Genomic DNA, 17975 nt, shown 5'->3' on the forward strand with positions numbered 1-17975 from the left:
CCCGCAGGCCCTGGATGCCCCGATCAGCGGCGCAGCGTCTCGGACGGCAGTTCCTGGAAGCGCCGGCGATATTCGGCGGAGAAGCCGCCGAGATGGGTGAAGCCCCATTCGAGCGCCAGTTCGCTCACCGTGGTCGGTGCGCTCGCCTCGAGCAGCGCCTCGCGCACGCCTTCCATGCGGCGGTTGCGGATGTAGAGCAGTGGCGGCGTGCCGACGAACCGCTCGAAACCGGTGTAGAGAGCGCGCGCGCTGACGTCGGCAACGGCGACCAGCGCCTCCATCGTGATATCCTCGCGCAGATTATGCTCGATATAGGACAGGGCCCGCTTGACGTGGCGCGGCAGTGCGCCGGTCGCCGAGGCCCGCAACGCCTCGCTGTAGTTATTGGGCTGACCCAGCAGGAGCAGCGAGATCAGCGCGCTTTCGATCTCGTTCGACACGCGACGCTCGCCGAGGAGGCCGGGATCGATCTCATATTGATCGAACAGGAAATTGGCGAGCCGCGCGATCGACCGCCCCGGTTCGCCATCGAGTTCGATCAGCGGCTCGAACACCACCGGCTGCGTCAGGCCGCGACCGAGCAGGTCGGCGGCGCATTTCTCCACGGCCGAGCGCGAGATCTTGACCATCCGCTGCCCACAATCGGCCGACCAGACCGAGCGCACCCATTCGGTCGGCGAGACGATCGTCGCCGTCCCGACCTGATTACGGACGGCGCGACCGCAATGTTCGAGGTCTGTCCAGCCCGAAAGAGGCAGTTCGAGCATGAAGAAGGTTTCGAACAAGCCTGCGTCGATATGCACTTCCGCGCCATATTGCAGATAGTTGAGCGACAATTTGGCAAGCGGAACGCGATGATGCCTCGCATCGACCCGGTGGTCACGGTCGCGAAGATAGGTCCGATGGCTGCAATAGGAGCCCGCCAGATAGCTGCTGAACTCGGCCAGATCGCTGGAGACCATCGCGACCCGCGAAGAAAGGGGCAATTGCGGTGCAATCATGCTGTTCCTCCTTTCCTGTCCAGTTCAACAAGCGAGCGTGTAGCGAAAACCCCGACCGTTCAAGTCTAAAATATCACCGGCCTCGGCTAGAGCAGATGCCAGGGCTTCAACTGTTCATATCCAGCCGAATAGCGGTCGGCCATCCTCTTGTAGCGAGCCGCTTTTTGCCGATCGGGAGCGAATTCCCGTTCGATCCTGACCAGCGCTGTCGAGCCGTCGGCAATCGAGGCATAGCGACCGACGCCCAGACCGGCGACGATCGCAGCGCCGACCGCGCCGGTGTCGAGGCATTCGACGCGATTGAGCGTGACACCGAGGACATCCGCGCGAATCTGCGCCCAAAGGTCGGAGCGGTTGCCGGCACCACCGATGAACAGCGACGGCGGGCGAACCCCGGCTGCTTCCACCGCGCCTTCGAAGATCAGCCTCGCCGACAGCGCGACACCCTCCAGCGCGGCCAGCGCGAGCTGAGGCGCGCCGTCATGCGAGGTCATGCCCAGGAACGCGCCACGAGCATGCGCATCCCACAAGGGTGCGCGCTCCCCCTCGAGATGGGGCAGGAACAGCACGCCGTCCCCGGCCCCGCTGCGGTCGGCCTGCGCGGCCCGATCGAGGACGCCCTGATGGTCGGTGCCGAGCAGCTGGGCCATCCAGCGCAGCGTATCGCCGCCGCTCTGGGTCGGCCCGGCCTGCACATACCAGTCGTCGATCGGCGGAAAGCTGACGATACCCGGCCGACCGCCTGGCCGACCGCCGATCAGCGCTACGATCTCGCTCGTTCCGCTGATGTAGCAGCCTTCGCCAGCACCGGCCGCGCCCGAACCGAACAGACAGGCAAAGGCATCCATCGTCCCGTTGACGATCCGCGCCGAGCAATCCGGCCAATGCGCATGGCGGAAAGGCCCGACCACGTCGCGAAAGGATCTGAGCGGCGCCACCCGCTCGGCCGCGCCCGGGACCATGGCCAGATATTCGTCGATATAGGCGCCCGACGCATCGACCGCGTCAAAGCAGGCGAACGGATCGGCGGTCCACAGACCGGTGAGCTGGCGCAGCAGGAAATCCTTGGGCGACAGCATCTTGGCGGTGCGCTTCCAGATATCGGGCCGATGGCGTGCGACATGGGCCATCTGCGGCAGCATGTGGCTGGCGCTGATCGCCATGCCCGACGGCCACCAGCGCAGGCGGCGCTCCTCGCCGACCATCTGGTTCAGCCGCTCGGCTTCGTCCTCGGCGCGGACATCCTGCCAGACGACCGCTGGCGCGAGCGGCGTGCCCTCCGCATCGACGCAGACATAGGTGTTGACCTGGCTGCAGATCGCGATCGCGGCGAGATCGGCCGGCGAGCGCCCCTCCATCAGCCGGTCGGCGACCTTCCACAGCGCAATCATCCAGTCCCAGGCGTCCTGTTCGACGCGCCCCTCGGCGGGCCTGTAGGTCGGGTAGGTGGTGCCGCAGGTTCCCAGCAATTCGCCGTCGCGGTCGTACAGTACGCCTTTGAGCGACGTGGTGCCGAGATCGATCCCGAGAATATAGCCGCCATCAGGCATCGAGCGCGCTCCTGACACTGCGGAGGAATTGGCGGATCGCGGCGCTGCCCTGCCGGACGCTGCGCACGCACATCGATCCGATCACGACGCCGTCAGCACCCGCATCGATCGCCTGTCGCGCCTGGGCTGGCGTACCGATGCCGAAGCCCGCCAATATCGGCCGGACGATCCCGGCCTCCCTGGCGGCGGCGATGGTCTCGGCAAGCCTCGGGTCGAGCGCTTCGCGCGGGCCGGTCTTGCCGTCGGCGGACTGGACCATGACATAGCCGTCCCAGCTTCGGGCGTCATCGATGTCCCAGAGCGTCCGATCGAGCGGCAGCAACCCGCAGCGCGGCGCCCCCGGCACGTCGATTGCCGGGCCTTCGCCGCCGATGACCAGTGCCCCGTCGAGCGGAATATTGGCCAGCTGTCGAAGGTCGAGGTCGGCATAGGCCATGCAAACCCCGGCCGGCGCGGACGGCCGCGCCGCCAACCATTCGGCCAGTTCTGCCATGCGCCCAAAGCCGTCGCCGCCATCGGCGATCACCCGCGCCATCGCACCGGAGATATCCGCCCCGTCGAGATAGGGATCGGCCGAAGGGATGCCGAGTTCGAAGATATCGACCCCCTCCTCCACATAGAGATCGCGCAGTGCATCGTCGAATTGCGCGTCCCCCAGGACGAAATAGCAGGCGAGGATCGGCCGGCCGCGTGCGGCCAGCCGATCGAGTTTGGCGGTCCCGTTCAAGCATAGCCTTTCTTGACGGTTCGAGAGCATGTCCGACATCGGCGACGGTTATGGGCAGCCGTTACCGATCAGAAGGACCTGCGGACCGACAGGCTCCATTCGCGCGGCCGGGCGAACACGCCCTCGACATAGCCGAAGCCGCCGAACTCGTTGTTGCCGGTCAGCAGATAGCGCTTGTCGGTGATGTTGCGGATACCCGCCGCAACCTGCCAGAGCTTGTCGGACGTATCGTAGAGCAGCGTCGCGTTGAACAGATGATAGCCGCTCTGCGCGATGTTCTCGCTATTCGCAGCGTCACTATAGGTCTTCGAGCGATAGCTCCAGTCACCCCGCAGCGTCAGATCCCCGACCTCGCCGAGCGGGACGACATAGCTGGCCGAACCGGCAAGCGACCATTTGGGCGAATTGACGAAGCTGTCGCCCTTGTCGATCCCCTGCGAGGGATCGAAATCGGCGGCGAATTTCGTGTAGCCCGTGTCGAGATAGCCCGCCGAGAATTGCAGCGTCAGCGGCTTGACCGGCCGCAGCGTGAGTTCGGCCTCGGCGCCATAGACCCGCCCTGCCGCCGCATTGCCCGTCCCCGGGGCGATCACGTCGAGCACGCGGACCTGGATGTCGCGATAACGGGTATAGAAGCCGGCGAGATCGAAGCGCACCGTGCCCGCCGCGTTCGACGTCTTCAGACCCGCCTCATAGACATCGGCGGTTTCGGGTTCGAATGAGCCGGGCACGGCGCGCGGCGGGAAGACGCGCTGATTGAACCCGCCCGATTTGAAGCCCTGCGAGAAGGATACATAAGTCATCAACCGGTCGGTCCACTGATAATCGGCACCGAGCAGCATCGAGAAATCGTTGAACTTCCGCTTGGACTGGACCTTCGGCAGGATCCGCTGGCCATCGGTGAAGCCCGCGCCGCCGAACAGCGACTGGGTATAGTCGTAGAAGATGACCTGCTGATCGGGCGTGAAGCGCTTGGTTTCGTCGGTATAGCGCGCACCGGCGGTCAGGCGCAGCTTGTCGGTCGCCTTGAAGGTGAGATGAGCGAAGCTGGCGAGGCTGTCATTCTTCACCGCGCCACCGCTCTTGATCAGGATGACCGAGGTGTAGACGTTGTTGAGATTGTCGCCCTTCTCGGTGAAATAATAGCCACCGACGAGCCAGTCGAGGCGGTCGTCGATCAGCGAACCGTAGAGCTGGACTTCCTGGCTGAACTGCTGCTGGCTGATGTCGTCATAGGTCTCGACGATCGTGAAAGGCGAATTGTCGGTATCGCGCCCGAACTGGCTGTCGAACTTGCGGAAGGCGGTGATCGACTTGAGCGTGACGCCACCCATGTCATAGGCGATCGTTCCGCCGACGCCCCACAGGTCCAGGTCGGAGATCGCATTGGGATTGCGGCCCTGGAAGGTCTGGTAAGGGCCGCCCGAGGTGAAGCGCCCATCGAACTGCGGCAGGCCGAGCGCCGGGGCGATCACGCCATTATAGGGCCCGAAGGTTGGCGCGCCGGCATTGGGGTTGAAGTCGAGCAGCTTCTGCGCCTGCGCCTGCTCGCGGCGACGCGTGCCGTCGGCAGCGAGATCGACGGTCAGGGCGTCGGTCGGCGTCCAGCGCAGGGCGATGCGGCCGAGCAGCGCCTTGGTGTTGCCGAGCTTCGGCCCGCCGACATTCTTGACATAGCCGTCCTGGTTGAGCGTCGCGGCCGAGACGCGCAGCGCCAGCGTGTCGTTGACCGGCAGATCGACCACCGCCTTGCCGTCGATGCGGTTGCGGCTGCCGGTGCGCAGTTCGACGCTGCTGCCGAACTGGTCCTTCGGCGGCTGCGAGGTGATGTTGATCGCACCGCCGATCGTGTTCTTGCCGAACAGCGTCCCCTGCGGTCCGCGCAGCACTTCGACCCGCTGCACGTCGACCAGATCGAGTACGCCGCCCACCGAGCGGGCGATATAGACGCCATCGAGATAGAGACCAACGCCCGGATCGGTGACGAGGGTGAAGTCGGTCTGGCCGATGCCGCGGATATAGATCGACGCGGCGGTGTTGCTGCCCGAGATCGGCGCCGAGGAATTGAAGACGAGGTTCGGCGTCGACTGGGCGATCTGCGAGACATTGTCGACCTGACGCGCCTGAAGATCGGCGGCGGTGAAGGCGGTGATCGAAACCGGCACCTTCTGCAGCGATTCCTCGCGTCGGCGGGCGGTAACGACGATGTCGCCAATCTCGGCCGCCTCGCTGACGCTGGCGGCACCCTCGGTCTGACCCGCGAACACTGGCGCGCCGGTGACCAGGGCGCTGGCCGAGAACAAGGTCGTGATCAGGCTTCTGCCAAGGTTGGACGACATCGATTTCCCCTTTTCGTCTCTTTCTACCGATTGACGGCGAATAAGAGGTCGGGGTGGGCTTTTCGTCTATCCAGCCTTGGCGGGGTTTATCCGCTTATTGACCGGCGCTCAGCCTAAACCGCGCCGTTCATGCTCCGATCTCGGTGCGTGGAGGGCTGCGGCAGAAAGCCTTGAAGCTGGTCCTTGATCGCAAGGCGCAACTTCTTGAGCCTCGACAGACGGACATCGTCCGGCACGGCCTTCTGCATTTCGCGGCTGATCTCCTTCTCCAGCCGGCGATGGGCAAGCGACAAACGGTAGATCAAGGCGTGCATGACCACTCTCTCCTTCTGATTGTGCGGGGAGTTGGCGCGATAGCCGCCAGCCATTGGTCTGACACGTTGGTCTGACGACGCGCCGCCGCTTCGGCAACAGGGAGACAGGGCGGCGCGCCGTCAGTGACCGTCGGATCGGGGGGTTGCTTGGGGGAAACCGACCCGACGGCAATCTGGAAACCTCTGGCTCGAGGCAGTACTGGTCCAACTTCTCGGCGGTCCGGGAGATTTGAACAGTCGACCGATCGAAGCCCTTCGACCCGCTTTCCGTGTCAGGGCCTCCCGGCCCGTTACTGGAGAGATGCCGAAAAGCGCGGGCGAAGGCCAATTGAAAGGGTCAGGCTAAAACGATAGAAGACATCTATCGCATATCTGTCTACGACGTGGGACCCCACGCAGGGATTGGCCTCAGTCCGCAGACAGGATCGCCCGCGCGGTCAACTGGATGCGGCGCGCGATCGAGCGATAGCTATCTTCATTCGCGGCCCGCATGCGCCAGGCCGCCGCGATCGAGCGGGTACTGGTCCAGTCCACCGGCTCGACCCGGCGCACCAGCGCATCGCCGCCGACCTCCGACCGCAGGTAAAGTTCGGGCAGAACCGCGAGGCCGATGCCCGAGCCGACCATCTGCTGTATGCTGTCGAGACTGGTGCCCTCATAGTCGCGCAGGATCACCGCCCCCAATTCGTCGCAAATGCGCTCCACCATGCGATGATAATGGTGGCGGGGATCGAGTGAGAGGAAGCGCTCGCCCGCGAGATCCTCGCGTTTCACGACTTCGCGGTCGGCGAGCGGATGATTGGGCGGCACGACGATGATCATGCGTTCACGAAACAGCGGCTCGAGCTCGATCCCCTCGGCGCTGAGCGGCAGCGGCCCGACCATCATGTCGAGCCGCCCACGCGACAGTTCGAGGGCCTGCTCCGAAGGAATGCCCTCCCGGATGTAGAGCCGCAGATCGGGCTCCTCCCGGTTCAACGCCCCGACGATGGAGGGCATCAGATACGGCCCCAGCGTGGGCGTCACGCCGAAGCGGATGATGCCGACCATCTTCTCCCGTGCGCGGCGCGCGACGCTGCGGATCTCGCCGACCTCCACCAGCACGCGCCGCGCGCGCTCGACGATCTGGCGCCCCAGCGGAGTGAGGTCGACGGTCCATCCGTTCCGTTCGACCAGCCTGCCGCCGAGCCGCTTCTCGAGCGCTGTCAGCTGATGGCTTAGGGTCGGCTGCGAGACTCCGCACTGCTCCGCCGCCTTGCCGAAATGAAGGAGATCGGCGACCGCGACGAGATATTCGAGCTGTCGGATCGTAGGCATGGCGAAACGATAGAGAACATCTATCGATAGGGCAAGCTTATTTCGATTGGATAGGATGTGTCACGCAAGGCACATAGGACGGGCGCATCGGCGGAGCTTTGGAAGGTCGCTCGCCGTCGATGTGCGACCCCGCCCCTTCCCCGCTGGCACGCCCGGGGGCCGGAGAGGTCGGCGGCGCGCCTTGTTCCCCTTTGCTCGGCGCGCCGCAAGCCTTGCCCTTACCGATCGCGGGGCAAGAGCAAGCAGAGGCGTTATTGCGCGAGCACCGCTTCGATGGCCGCCTTCACATGCTGTCGGCGGCGTCGAACGGAGAAGCGATGACCGCAGTCGCACGCCGGCCGCGAAAGAAAGCCTGCCGCCCTCAGTCGGCGGTCACGATCGGATGCCGCGTACGCATGTCGTCCAGCAGGCGCTCGATCTTCGCATTCTGGCCCGCACTGCCCGAGGGCGCGACACTCCAATTGCAATGGGGATGGGTCTCGACGTCGTGCAGCCGCACGGCGCCGAGCGCGCTGCGCCAGCGCCTGCGTTCGCCGCCATGCTGACGAACGAGGGTGTCGAGCAGTAGATCCTGGAGTTGATAGGCCTTCATGGCAGGCCTTGTGACGGGTTTCGCTGCGCCTTGCCAGAGTCCCGATGGGGCTGGATCGCCGGGAGAGACGTCTACCCCTCCCCCGGCTATCGCTCCGATCAGTCGATCGCGGCGGTGGCCTCGATCTCGATCAGGAAGTCCGGAAGGGCGAGCGCCTGGACGCCCAGGAAGGTGTTCGGCGGCGGGGTGACGTCGCCGAAGAAGGCACCGACCTCGGGCAGCACCACACCAAGCTTGTCGGGCGAATGGTTGACGACGTAAATGCGCAGCCGGACGATGTCGGCGATCGTGCCGCCGGCAGCTTCGACGACGGTCTTGATGTTCGCCAGCGTCTGCCGGGTCTGCGCTGCCAGATCGTCCCCGCCGACGATATTGCAGTCCTTGTCCCAGGCGACCTGCCCGGCGAGATGAATGGTCTTGCCGCTGGTCTGCACGGCCGCGTGCGAGAAGCCGTAGACGAGCGAATTGTACATCGAGTCCGGGTTGATACGGTTGTTCGCCATGCTGTGTCTCCCGCTCTGGCTTTAGTCGACGATTTCGAGGCTGTGACCGAAAGGATCGGTCATATAGACATTCTTCTTACCCGCCAGCGGGCCATCGGTGATGTGGATGATCTCCATCGCCGTGCAGCCATGGGCGACGAGATAGGCGATCGCCTTGTCGACGTCGTCGACCTTCAGGCCCAGATGATGGCCGCCCCGATCGCAGTTGCGCGGCAGATCCTGCCGCCGGTCGTCGGGCTTGTCATACTGGACGAGCTGGAAGTTCATATTGTCGGTCAGTTTCATCATGACGAGGGTCAGCCGCGCGCCCGGCACGTTGACATGGGTCGCCATCCAGTCGCGCCCCTGATCGTCGAGCGGAATGTCGGCGGCGTCGAGCGGGCCCAGGCGGAACAGTTCCTCTGCGCCGATGACGTCGCGATAGAAGGCGACCGCCGCCTCCAGATCGGGAACCGTCCAGGAAATATGATCGACCGAGAGGAATTGCGGCTTTTCGGGCGTCGCGCTCATTGATGGTCTCCGACTAATAGCAGACCGAATGTGTCGTGCCGAAGGCACGGCCGCAATCGGTGAAAAGCGCTCCGATTGTTGCTCTAGTCGCAACGAAGCGGCGGTGCGGCGAGATCGGCTATGGTCACCGGACGTGCGGGGAAGCGGGCGGCGAAGCCGGGCTCGTTCGCATTGCCGATCAGACGCAGCAACGTCGGCTCGCAATTGCGCCCCTGGCAAGCGCCCATACCACAGCGTGTGGAGAGCTTGATCGCATTGGCCGAGCGACCGTCGAGCAGCGGCGCGATCCGGCCGAGCGGGACATCCTCGCAGCGGCAGACCAGCGTTTCGGCGTCCATCGCCGGAAAATAGGGGCGAGGATCGGCGATGCGGTCGAGCAGCGCCGCGAACCGCAGCAATTCTTCGCGACGCGAGCGCGCGGCCGATGCCAGGCGGTCGGCGCCGGCTTCGTCTAGCAGCCCCATGTCGAGCGCGATGCCCGCACCGGCGACCTCGCCCGCCGCCATCGCCGCCGGCGCTCCGGCGACACCCGTGGTCTCGCCCGCGACGAACAAGCCCGGCACGGTCGAACGCATCCAGCGATCGTGCAGTGCAGCCCAGCCCCCGGCAGGCCCCGCCGGACGCACCCGCGCGCCGATCATGCGCGGCAGCGCCGACTGGGGCACGAAGCCGAAGCAAAGGCCCACCGCATCGCACGCCCAACGGCGACCGCCGGCCTCGACGGCTTCGACGCTGCGTTCGCCCCGGATATGCTCGATCGGCACACCATAATGGACCGGCACCCCATGGCGCCGCAGCGTGCGCATGGCGCCTGCCGCCGCGAGGAGATTGCCGAGATGGGCAGCGGCGGTGAACGGAGCGCCTGCGACCGTCTTGACCATCGACCGCTGCGGCTGGGCGAACAGCACCGCCTCCACCCTGCCGCCGGCTTCGACGACCTGCGCCGCGATCACCATCTGCAACGGGTGAGTGCCCGCGAACAACAGCCGTTCACCGGGGATCAGGCGCTGGCTCTTGAGAAAGGCCTGGACACCGCCTGCCGCATAGACGCCCGGCAAGGTCCAGCCCGGCAAGGGCACGGCCAGATCCTGGCAGCCGGCCGCCACCAGCACGCGGCGAGCCTCGATCGTATCGACCCCGGTCGCCGAGGACAGGGAGACGGTGAAGCCCTCCTCCCCGTTCCGCGCGATGCCCAGCACCGATCGCCCGCCGCGCCAGTCGACGCCGTCCAGCGCCTCGAAGCGCGCCAGCTGGTGGCGGAGGTCGGCATAGAGACCGCCGTCCATCCAGTTGGCGACGCGGAAGGCCTTGGGCGGCTGGCGCAGAATCTGCCCGCCGGGGCGTAGCTGCTCGTCGATCACGGTCGCGGCGACGCCCAGGTCCGCGAGGGCCAACGCTGCCGCCTGCCCCGCCGGGCCACCGCCGATGATCGCAACGTCGACGCGATCAGCCATCGGTCCGCACCTCCATGCCGTCGCTCACGGGCGTGACGCAGGCGCGGGCGCGCCGCCCCGACGGAAGCAGCGTGACCATGCATTCGGAACAGCTGCCCATATTGCAGAACAGGCCGCGATCCAGCCCACGCGTGTCGCGCCGGAAGGTGGCGCCGCTCTGGAGCATCGCAGCCGCCAGCGTCTCACCGTCGAAGGCGGTCAGGCTGTGGCCGTCCACGGTCAGGGTCAGCGGATGTCCCCGCTCGGTATCGCGTTCGATCCGCATGCCTACCCCATGAAGCTGTTCAGATGCTCGAACCGCGCCGGCGAGACGAAGGCGAGTTCGGGCGCCGGTATTCCCCCCATCGCCTGGGCGACGAGCCGCGCGAAGGTCGGGCCCAGCGTGAAGGCCGATCCGCCGCCCGCGATCCAGAAGCCGGGCATGCGCGGCACCTCGCCCACCACGGGCAGCTGGTCGGCGCTGACGGCGGTGACGCCGGTCCAGCTGCGGATCAGGTTGAGCCCTGCGACGGCGGGGACGGTGTCGATCGCAGCGCGCAGATTGCCGGAAAGCGAGTCCGCGATCAGTTCGGGCCGCACGCCGGGATCGAAACCGCCATCGCCGGTACGCGCGAGGCGCGACGGCCAGCCGCCGCCGATCAGGATATTCCCCGCACCGGTCTGCTTCATCGACAGGCGCCGACCGACATGCTGCACCAGATGCGGCACTTCCAGCGTCCGGCTGCGCTCGGTCACGTTCATCAGCAGCGCAACCGGGTAGAGCGGCGCATGGAGATTGGCGAGCGCGCAGATTTGCGGCGTCCAGGCGCCGGCTGCGGCCAGTACCTGGCCCGCACGGATCGACAGATCGCCCGCGCCTGCTTCGAAGCCACCAGTCACACGCTGGAGCCGGTCGAGGCGCGTGCGGCTTATCAGTCTCGCGCCTGCGCGCCGTGCCGCGTCGGCATAGGCCGGGACGATCGCGCGCGAGTCCGCATGGCCTTCGTCGGGGGCATAGCCGGCCGCCAGGATCGAAGGCGACAGATAGGGTGCGATCGCGCGCGCCTCGTCCCCGTCGAGCAGGCGCATCCGCAGCCCCTCGCGCAGCTCGCGCTCGACCTTGCGTTCGAGCATCGCGACCTGTTCGGGGGTATCGGCGACCATGAAGCCACCGTCCATGACGACGTGCAGGTCGGCACCGAGCGCGACTTCGAGGCCTTTCCAATCGTCGATCGCCATACGGCTGAGCGCTATGGTCTGCTCGGCCTGTCGGGCGAGCGCGTCGCCCTGTTCGAGGAAGCGGCGCTCGATCTGGAAATGGAGCGATCCGGCGTTCTGGCCCGATGCGCCCAACCCGAAATCGGCGGCATCGACCACCGTGACGCTCGCTCCGGCGGCGGCGAGATGCCAGGCGGCGGCGCAGCCGACAAGGCCGCCCCCCACCACCAGGACATCGCACCGCTCCACCGGCTAGAGCCGCCCGGCGGCGACCAGGGTCTCGCGGATCGTGGCGATATGCTCTTCGGCAACGTCGCGCAGCGGCCGACGGACGAATCCGCCTGGCAGACCCTGCACGTTGAGCCCGGCCTTGAGCACGGCCGGCCCCGAGCCGAAGCGGCCCACCAGTTCGCGGGTGTACCAATGGTCGAGGATCATGCGGTCCTTTACGCCGCAAGCGCGGGCCGCGTCTATCTCCCCTGCCCAAAGGTGATTGTAGAAATCGGGATGGACGCGTCCCAGGACGGCACCGGCCCCCATGGTGCCGTCACCGCCGCGCGCCTGCAGCAGCGCCAGGCCATGCTCATCCATCGAATGGCCGAACACGCGAACCTTTTCGTTCAGCGCGAAGAAGGTGCCGACGAAGCTGCGCAAATCACTGGTCGACTGCTTGATCGCGACGACATTCTCGATGTCGGCGAGGCGCTCGAGCAATTCGACCGGCATGTCGATCGCGGTGCCCGGCGGCCAGTTGTAGACGCAGATTGGCAGTGGCGTATGCTTCGAGATCTCGCCGTAGAAGTCGACGATCTCGTCGGCATTCGGCCGCAGATAAGGCGGCGGCGTCACCAGAACGCCCTCAAAATGATGGTCGGCCGCCGCCTGTGCGAAGTCGATGACCTCGGGCGCGGTGAAGGCGCTGCACCCGGCGATGAGCGGCAGGCGCTTGCCCAGCTGGTCGCCGGCGGCGGCGAACAGCTGCTTGCGCTCGGCCGGGCTCAGGCTGGTCCACTCGCCGGTGGTCCCGGCAAGGACGAGGCCGTGCATGCCCTCTGCCTCGAGCCACTCAAGCAACCGGCCGAGGCCGGCCAGGTCGAGCTGCCGATCGGCGTCGAAAGGTGTCGTGATCGCAGGGATATAGCCCCGCCAGTTGACGCGAGATCGCTTGCTCAAACCATGGCCCCCTTTGGCGCTCGAAACGGCTTTGCCAAACCGTCTCTAGCTGTTGCGACGAAGCCGCTCTCGCAGCAATAGCAATGAATCCCCATGTTCGTTGCGTTGCGTGCAAAGTTTTCATTTGCGTTACACGCCGCTTTCCTGTTGCATCGCCTCACAAAAAACGGAGCGGGGATATGTGGGACAACGCTTTCCATTATTTTTATGAGGCCGCGTCGCTGGGCTCGATGCGCCTGGCAAGCGAGAAGATCGGCGTCGCGGTATCCTCGATCAGCCGCCAGATCAGCCAGCTGGAAAGCGCGATGGGCGTATCACTGATCGAACGCGGCCGGCGATCGATCCGGCTGACCGACGCTGGCCGGCTGGTGTTCGACTTCCACCGCGAACAGCTGGCCGACCGCGAGGGGCTGATGAACCGGCTTCAGGAGCTGCGCGAGGTGAAGGCCGGGCATATCGTGCTGGCGATCGGCGAGGGTTTCATCGGCAACGCCTTCGCCAAGACGATCGACCAGTTCCAGCGCCGCAATCCCGGTATCGCCATCACCGTCCACAGCTGCGCAAGTTCGGAAATCGTCCGCATGGTTCTGGAGGATGAGGTTCATATCGGCATGATCCTGCATGTGCCGGACGAACCCAAGATCCGGACGCGCCTGTCGGTCAGCCAACCGCTGACGGTGCTGTGCGCCCCTACCCATCCGGCCGCGGCGCTCAGCGCCATCACGCTGGAGGATCTCAACCGCTTCGACCTGTGCCTGCCGCCCAAGGGCTTCCGCATCCGTTCCAGCCTGCTCCATGCCGAACGGCGCGCGCGGATCATGCTCGAACCGATGCTGGTGACGACATCGATCCAGATGATGCGCGACGTCGCGAAGGCCGGCCGCGCGGTGACGGTGCTGCCGCGCATCTCGGCGCTGACCGAACTGGCCGAGGGCAGCCTTGTCGCGCGACCGCTGCTTGATCCCGAACTCGAACACAGCTCGGTCAGCCTGATACACCGTCTGGGCCGTCAGCTCGACGGCGCTCCGGCGCGGCTGCTGTCACAGTTGGAGAACAGCCTGAAGAACTGGGCGCCGTCGCAGGCGACGACGCCCCATGTCGAGGATGAGCTAGTCCCGGCGACGTGACGGGATCGCGACCGAGACCAGCGCCGCCACGGCGGCGTTGACGATCATCGCCACGAGGCCCGTGTCCCAATGCGGTAGCAGGTCATTCCAGAAGGGCTGCATCTGCGGCAGCAGCGCGGCATAGCCGACGACGATGCCGGCCATGATGCCGACCGCATTGGCCCGCTTCCAGGTGAAGGCGAAATAGACGCCGGGTGCGAGCATGCCGATCGCAGCATAGGCCGACAGGCCGATCTCGACGAGCGAACGCGACGCGCCGAGCGTCAGCCATACCGCCGTGCCGGCGAACACCAGCATCGACAGGCGCGACGCGAGCAGCGCAGCACGCTCGTTCATCGAGGGCAGCATCGGCTTCAGGACGTTGCGGGCGAACAGCGATCCCGCCGTCAGCAGCAGCACCGATCCGGGCACGAGCGCGAGCAGGCAGGCGGTACCCGCGAACAGGCCCACGGCCCAGGGCGGATAATGGCCCGCGACGAAGGTGATCAGGGCCGCATTGCTGTCGCCCTCCGGCGGCTGGGTGCCTGCCAGCAGCGCCGCGAAACCGAGCAGGATGATGAAGAAATAGGAGAGCGAATAGATCGGCTGGAGCACTGCATTGCGCCGGATCGTCTTGCGGCTGCCCGCCGAGAAGCAGAGCTGGAACAGATGCGGTAATATCCAGTTGCCGATTGCCACATTCAGCGCCGAGGTCATCAGCCAGACGCTGTCGAGCCCGGCTTCGGGCTTTAGGCCGGGGAAGCTGCCGGCAGCAGGAAAGCTGTCCTGTACGCGGGTATAGATGTCGAGCATCGAGGACGCGCCGACCGCCGATGCCGCGCTGCCGCACAGCACGACGACCACGACCAGCATCAATATGTCCTTCACCCCCGCCGCAAAGGCGGCCGAGCGCAGCCCGGCGAGAAAGACGAAGGCCACCATCACGACTGCTGCCAGGATCGCCGCCAGCGCCGGCGAGACATCCTGCCCCAGGGTGAGGCGCAGGATCAGACCCAGCGCGGTGATCTGGATCTGCACATAGACGATCAGCGCGGCGATGCCGGCCAGACCAACCACGACGCCGAGCCAGGTCGCCTTATAATGGGCGGCGAAGAAGTCCGCTTGGGTGACCAGATTATCCTTGTGGCCCGCCGCCCAGATGCGCGGCATTAGCCAATAGCCTATCACCGCCGCCAGCGAGACCGAGGTCAGCGCGAGATAGGCGGGCGCACCATAGGCCCAGGCGAAGCCGGAGATGCCGAGCACCGCGAAGGTGGTGTAGATCTCACCCGCGTTGAGAAACCAGAAGATGAGGATGCCGAAGCGGCGCCCGCCGACGGCCCATTCGGCCATCGTCTTCGCGCGCGCCTGCCGTCGGCTGTAAAGCACCGCACCGATCACGGTGCCGAGCACGATCGCCAATGTGAGAGCGAGGATCATGCGTGGTGGTCCCCACCCTGCAGCCCCTCGCCATTCGCTCCCTCTTCGTCGCCGTCGATACGCTCATCGAGGCGGAAGACGATAGCGATGACGATGGTCGTAACGACGATGCCGACCATCTGCCATGCCATCGGGAAAGGCAGCGATAGCGGCCGCCAGGCGACATCGTTGACCAGCGGGACAGCCGCGATCTGCCAGAGGAAAGGGATCAGGAACAGCCAGCGGTGCCCGTAACGTCCGGTCGTCATGCCTTCGTCTTTCCCCCGCTCGCGGCGATCCAGCCATCGACCTTCGCTTCGAGCACATCCATCGGCAGGCTGCCCGTCTCGAGCGCCTGCTGGTGATAGTCGCGGATATCGAACCGGCTGCCAAGCTTGGCGGTCGCGCGATTGCGCAACTCGCGGAACTTCAGCTCACCTATCTTGTAGGCGCAGGCCTGGCCCGGATAGGCGATGTAGCGGTCGATCTCGACCGCCACGTCGCGCGGCGCCATCGAGGTGTTGTCGAGCATATAGTCGATCGCCTTCTGCCGGTCCCACCGCTTGGCGTGAATGCCGGTGTCGACCACCAGCCGGACCGCACGCAGCATCTCCATGTCGAGATGGCCGAACAGCTGCATCGGATCGCCGAACATGCCGAGTTCCGGCCCGAGCGATTCCGCATAGAGCCCCCAACCCTCGCTATAGGCGGTCGACGACCCGTAGCGGAGCAAGGGCGGCAGCGCCTCGTTCTCGCGCGCCAGCGTAATCTGGAAATGGTGGCCCGGAATGCCCTCGTGCAGCGTCAGCGTCTCCAGCGTCGGAATCGGCCGGGTGTTGAGCATCGACATGTTGAAGAACAATATCCCGGGGCTCTTTCCGTCGGGCGGGCCCGGCCGGTAATAGCCGGTACCGCGCTGGTCACCGAGCGCGGGCAGGGGCGCGACCTTGAACGGCGCCTTGGGCCGCCTGTGGAACAGCTCGGGAATGCGCAGCCAGATGCGGTCTTCGATCGCCTTGAACCGTCCAAGCAGTTCATCCGGCGTCTTGCAGTAGAATTTCGGATCGGTCCGAACATATTCAAAGAAGGCCTTGAGATCGCCTGAGAAACCAACCTTCTCGCGCACACGGTCCATCTCCGCCCGGATGCGGGCAACTTCGGACAGGCCCAGCGCGTGGATCTCGTCGGGTGTCTTGCGCGTCGTCGTGTGGCGGGCCAGCTCCCAGGCATAAAGCCGGTCGCCGTCCTTCATCGCCCAGCGGCCCGGCTCGGGCGTCGCGACGGGAAGATAGGTGTCGCGCAGGAAGCTCTGCCACAGGCGATAGCCGGGATAGACCTTCTCCTCGATCGCCTGGCGATAGGCGGCGGTAAAGCGCGCCTTGTCCGCCGCCGAAAAGCTGGTAGGGAGACGATCGATCGCCGACCAGAAGGGACTTTTCTCGACCGGGGTCGCGAGCATGGCATCGACCTGCTTCAGCAGATTCTCGACCACGATGCGCGGCTGGCGATAGCCTTCGGCCAGGCCACGCTTCGCCTGGGCGACCGAATTATCCAGATAGCCGACGAAGCCGTCGAGCCGTTCCAGCCCGGCTTCATAATCCTGCACCGTCGCGAAGGGCGCCGGACCGCCCGATACGAAATCGGGAAACTCGACCTGCAGGCCGAAGGACGGATTGAACGGCGCCTTGCGCTGCACCTCGAACAGCCCGCTCTCGAAAAGATCGAGGGTCTGGCGCGTCTTGTAGGCGAACACGTCATAGGCGATGCGGTCGACCGGCGAGAGCGCGGCGCGGTCGATCGCCTGCAACGCCCGCCATTCGGCCAGCTTGTTGGCCTTCGTCTGCGTGGCATAGAAATCGCCGAGCGGGTCGATGAAGACGGGCCCGGTGACGGCCTTGGCCTTGCGCGACTCCGAAATGGGATCGAGTTGCGCTTCCGCTTCGTCGCTCTGTTCGAGCAGCGCGCGCAGACGCTGACCAGCATCCTTTTCGCCGGCAGCCCAGCCAGGCATGGCGACGACGACGGCGCCCACGCCAAGCAGGCCGAGCATCCCCCGGCGCGACGGTTCTATTGTCTCGAAAGCGGTCATTTTCTTTCCCCCGTGCATTATGCGGTCGGAACCCTGCGCGCAGAATGCAAATCCCCGCCATCACGGCAAGCGGCTGCCCGTCCGGCCCGATGACGGAAATATGCCGGAATTCCTTGCCTTCCGTGACATTGCGTCATTCAGTTTGCGGATATTGCAACAAACAATCACAGATCGATGCATTGTTTGCACAGATACATCGCGCATGCTGCCGGCGGGTGGAGGCGGTTGTGGATAGCGCCTCCGGAATAGAGGGAGCCAAGACCGATGACGCCACGCATGGGAGCGATCTGCCTTATCGCCAGCCTGGGGCTCGCCGCGCCCGCCATGGCCGAAATGGTTGCGCTGACCGGCGCCAATGTCGTCGATATCGACGGCAAGCCAGCAGTCCGCAATGCCGTGGTGCTGATCGACGGAGAGCGGATCAAGGCGATCGGGCCGGCCGCGACGACCCCGATTCCTGCGGGCGCACGCACCATCCCGCTCGACGGCAAATGGCTGATCCCCGGCTTGATGAACATGCATGTTCACCTGGCGCTCAATCTGCCGGGTGCGTCGCGGGTCTATAATGAGGGCAAGGACTCGATTGCGCTGCGGATGCTCGACAATGCACAGAAGTCGCTGCGTTCGGGCGTGACCACGATCCGCCTTGCCGGTGCGCAGGACGGCGTCGACTTCACCGTGAAG

At 65.7% G+C, this 17975-nt stretch carries 17 protein-coding genes and 1 pseudogene; 2 read left to right on the plus strand and 16 right to left on the minus strand.

The window, feature by feature from the left end:
* Positions 1-23: 23 nt before the first annotated feature.
* The 13 genes from KAY22_RS13735 to KAY22_RS13795 form a co-directional block, all read right to left on the minus strand.
* The gene (locus tag KAY22_RS13735; protein ID WP_296624011.1) at positions 24-1001 is read right to left on the minus strand and encodes an AraC family transcriptional regulator; all 978 of its coding nucleotides are present in this window, start codon (positions 999-1001) and stop codon (positions 24-26) included.
* Positions 1002-1087: 86 nt separating this feature from the next.
* Positions 1088-2551, minus strand: a complete 1464-nt coding sequence (locus KAY22_RS13740) for an FGGY-family carbohydrate kinase (RefSeq protein WP_296624012.1) — start codon at positions 2549-2551, stop codon at positions 1088-1090.
* On the minus strand, positions 2544-3278 hold the full coding sequence (locus KAY22_RS13745) for a tryptophan synthase subunit alpha (RefSeq protein ID WP_296624013.1): 735 nt from the start codon (positions 3276-3278) through the stop codon (positions 2544-2546). Before KAY22_RS13745 ends, KAY22_RS13740 begins: the two co-directional genes overlap by 8 nt.
* Before the next feature lie 68 nt (positions 3279-3346).
* Entirely contained in the window at positions 3347-5617 is a 2271-nt protein-coding gene (locus KAY22_RS13750; protein ID WP_296624014.1) for a TonB-dependent receptor, read from the minus strand.
* 113 nt (positions 5618-5730) lie between these two features.
* Positions 5731-5985 carry a YdcH family protein gene (locus KAY22_RS13755; RefSeq protein WP_296624015.1) on the minus strand — a complete coding sequence of 85 codons (255 nt, stop codon included), beginning with the start codon at positions 5983-5985 and terminating at the stop codon, positions 5731-5733.
* A 354-nt stretch (positions 5986-6339) separates the two neighbouring features.
* Positions 6340-7248, minus strand: a complete 909-nt coding sequence (locus KAY22_RS13760) for a hydrogen peroxide-inducible genes activator (RefSeq protein WP_296624016.1) — start codon at positions 7246-7248, stop codon at positions 6340-6342.
* A 361-nt stretch (positions 7249-7609) separates the two neighbouring features.
* Entirely contained in the window at positions 7610-7840 is a 231-nt protein-coding gene (locus tag KAY22_RS13765; protein WP_296624017.1) for a hypothetical protein, read from the minus strand.
* 98 nt (positions 7841-7938) lie between these two features.
* Positions 7939-8343 carry a RidA family protein gene (locus tag KAY22_RS13770; RefSeq protein WP_296624018.1) on the minus strand — a complete coding sequence of 135 codons (405 nt, stop codon included), beginning with the start codon at positions 8341-8343 and terminating at the stop codon, positions 7939-7941.
* 21 nt (positions 8344-8364) lie between these two features.
* Positions 8365-8853 carry a VOC family protein gene (locus KAY22_RS13775; RefSeq protein WP_296624019.1) on the minus strand — a complete coding sequence of 163 codons (489 nt, stop codon included), beginning with the start codon at positions 8851-8853 and terminating at the stop codon, positions 8365-8367.
* Between the two features lie 83 nt (positions 8854-8936).
* On the minus strand, positions 8937-10307 hold the full coding sequence (locus tag KAY22_RS13780) for an FAD-dependent oxidoreductase (RefSeq protein ID WP_296624020.1): 1371 nt from the start codon (positions 10305-10307) through the stop codon (positions 8937-8939).
* Positions 10300-10572, minus strand: a complete 273-nt coding sequence (locus KAY22_RS13785; RefSeq protein ID WP_296624021.1) for a (2Fe-2S)-binding protein — start codon at positions 10570-10572, stop codon at positions 10300-10302. Before KAY22_RS13785 ends, KAY22_RS13780 begins: the two co-directional genes overlap by 8 nt.
* Before the next feature lie 2 nt (positions 10573-10574).
* Positions 10575-11753 (minus strand): FAD-binding oxidoreductase, encoded by a 1179-nt coding sequence (locus KAY22_RS13790; RefSeq protein ID WP_296624022.1) that lies wholly within the window; start codon positions 11751-11753, stop codon positions 10575-10577.
* A gap of 3 nt (positions 11754-11756) precedes the next feature.
* Positions 11757-12677 carry a dihydrodipicolinate synthase family protein gene (locus tag KAY22_RS13795; RefSeq protein ID WP_296624023.1) on the minus strand — a complete coding sequence of 307 codons (921 nt, stop codon included), beginning with the start codon at positions 12675-12677 and terminating at the stop codon, positions 11757-11759.
* A 179-nt stretch (positions 12678-12856) separates the two neighbouring features.
* Here KAY22_RS13795 and KAY22_RS13800 point away from each other — a divergent pair, with 179 nt between their 5' ends.
* Positions 12857-13804 (plus strand): LysR family transcriptional regulator, encoded by a 948-nt coding sequence (locus KAY22_RS13800; protein WP_296624024.1) that lies wholly within the window; start codon positions 12857-12859, stop codon positions 13802-13804.
* Here KAY22_RS13800 and KAY22_RS13805 read toward each other — a convergent pair.
* From KAY22_RS13805 to KAY22_RS13815, 3 genes are read right to left on the minus strand one after another with little or no spacing between them, the layout of a single operon-like run.
* Positions 13787-15223, minus strand: a complete 1437-nt coding sequence (locus tag KAY22_RS13805) for a sodium:solute symporter family protein (RefSeq protein ID WP_296624025.1) — start codon at positions 15221-15223, stop codon at positions 13787-13789. The two genes, KAY22_RS13800 and KAY22_RS13805, sit on opposite strands and share 18 nt — an antisense overlap.
* On the minus strand, positions 15220-15471 hold the full coding sequence (locus KAY22_RS13810) for a DUF3311 domain-containing protein (RefSeq protein WP_296624026.1): 252 nt from the start codon (positions 15469-15471) through the stop codon (positions 15220-15222). The genes KAY22_RS13805 and KAY22_RS13810 overlap by 4 nt, the downstream gene beginning before the upstream one ends.
* Complete coding sequence (locus KAY22_RS13815) at positions 15468-17291, minus strand: DUF885 family protein (protein WP_296624027.1); 1824 nt, start codon at positions 17289-17291, stop codon at positions 15468-15470. Before KAY22_RS13815 ends, KAY22_RS13810 begins: the two co-directional genes overlap by 4 nt.
* A gap of 264 nt (positions 17292-17555) precedes the next feature.
* Between KAY22_RS13815 and KAY22_RS13820 the strand changes: the two are divergent.
* Positions 17556-17975 (plus strand): annotated as a pseudogene (locus tag KAY22_RS13820) (amidohydrolase family protein); the annotation flags it as partial.

It is taken from the genome of Rhizorhabdus sp. (assembly GCF_018006725.1).
Classification (GTDB): Bacteria; Pseudomonadota; Alphaproteobacteria; order Sphingomonadales; family Sphingomonadaceae; genus Rhizorhabdus.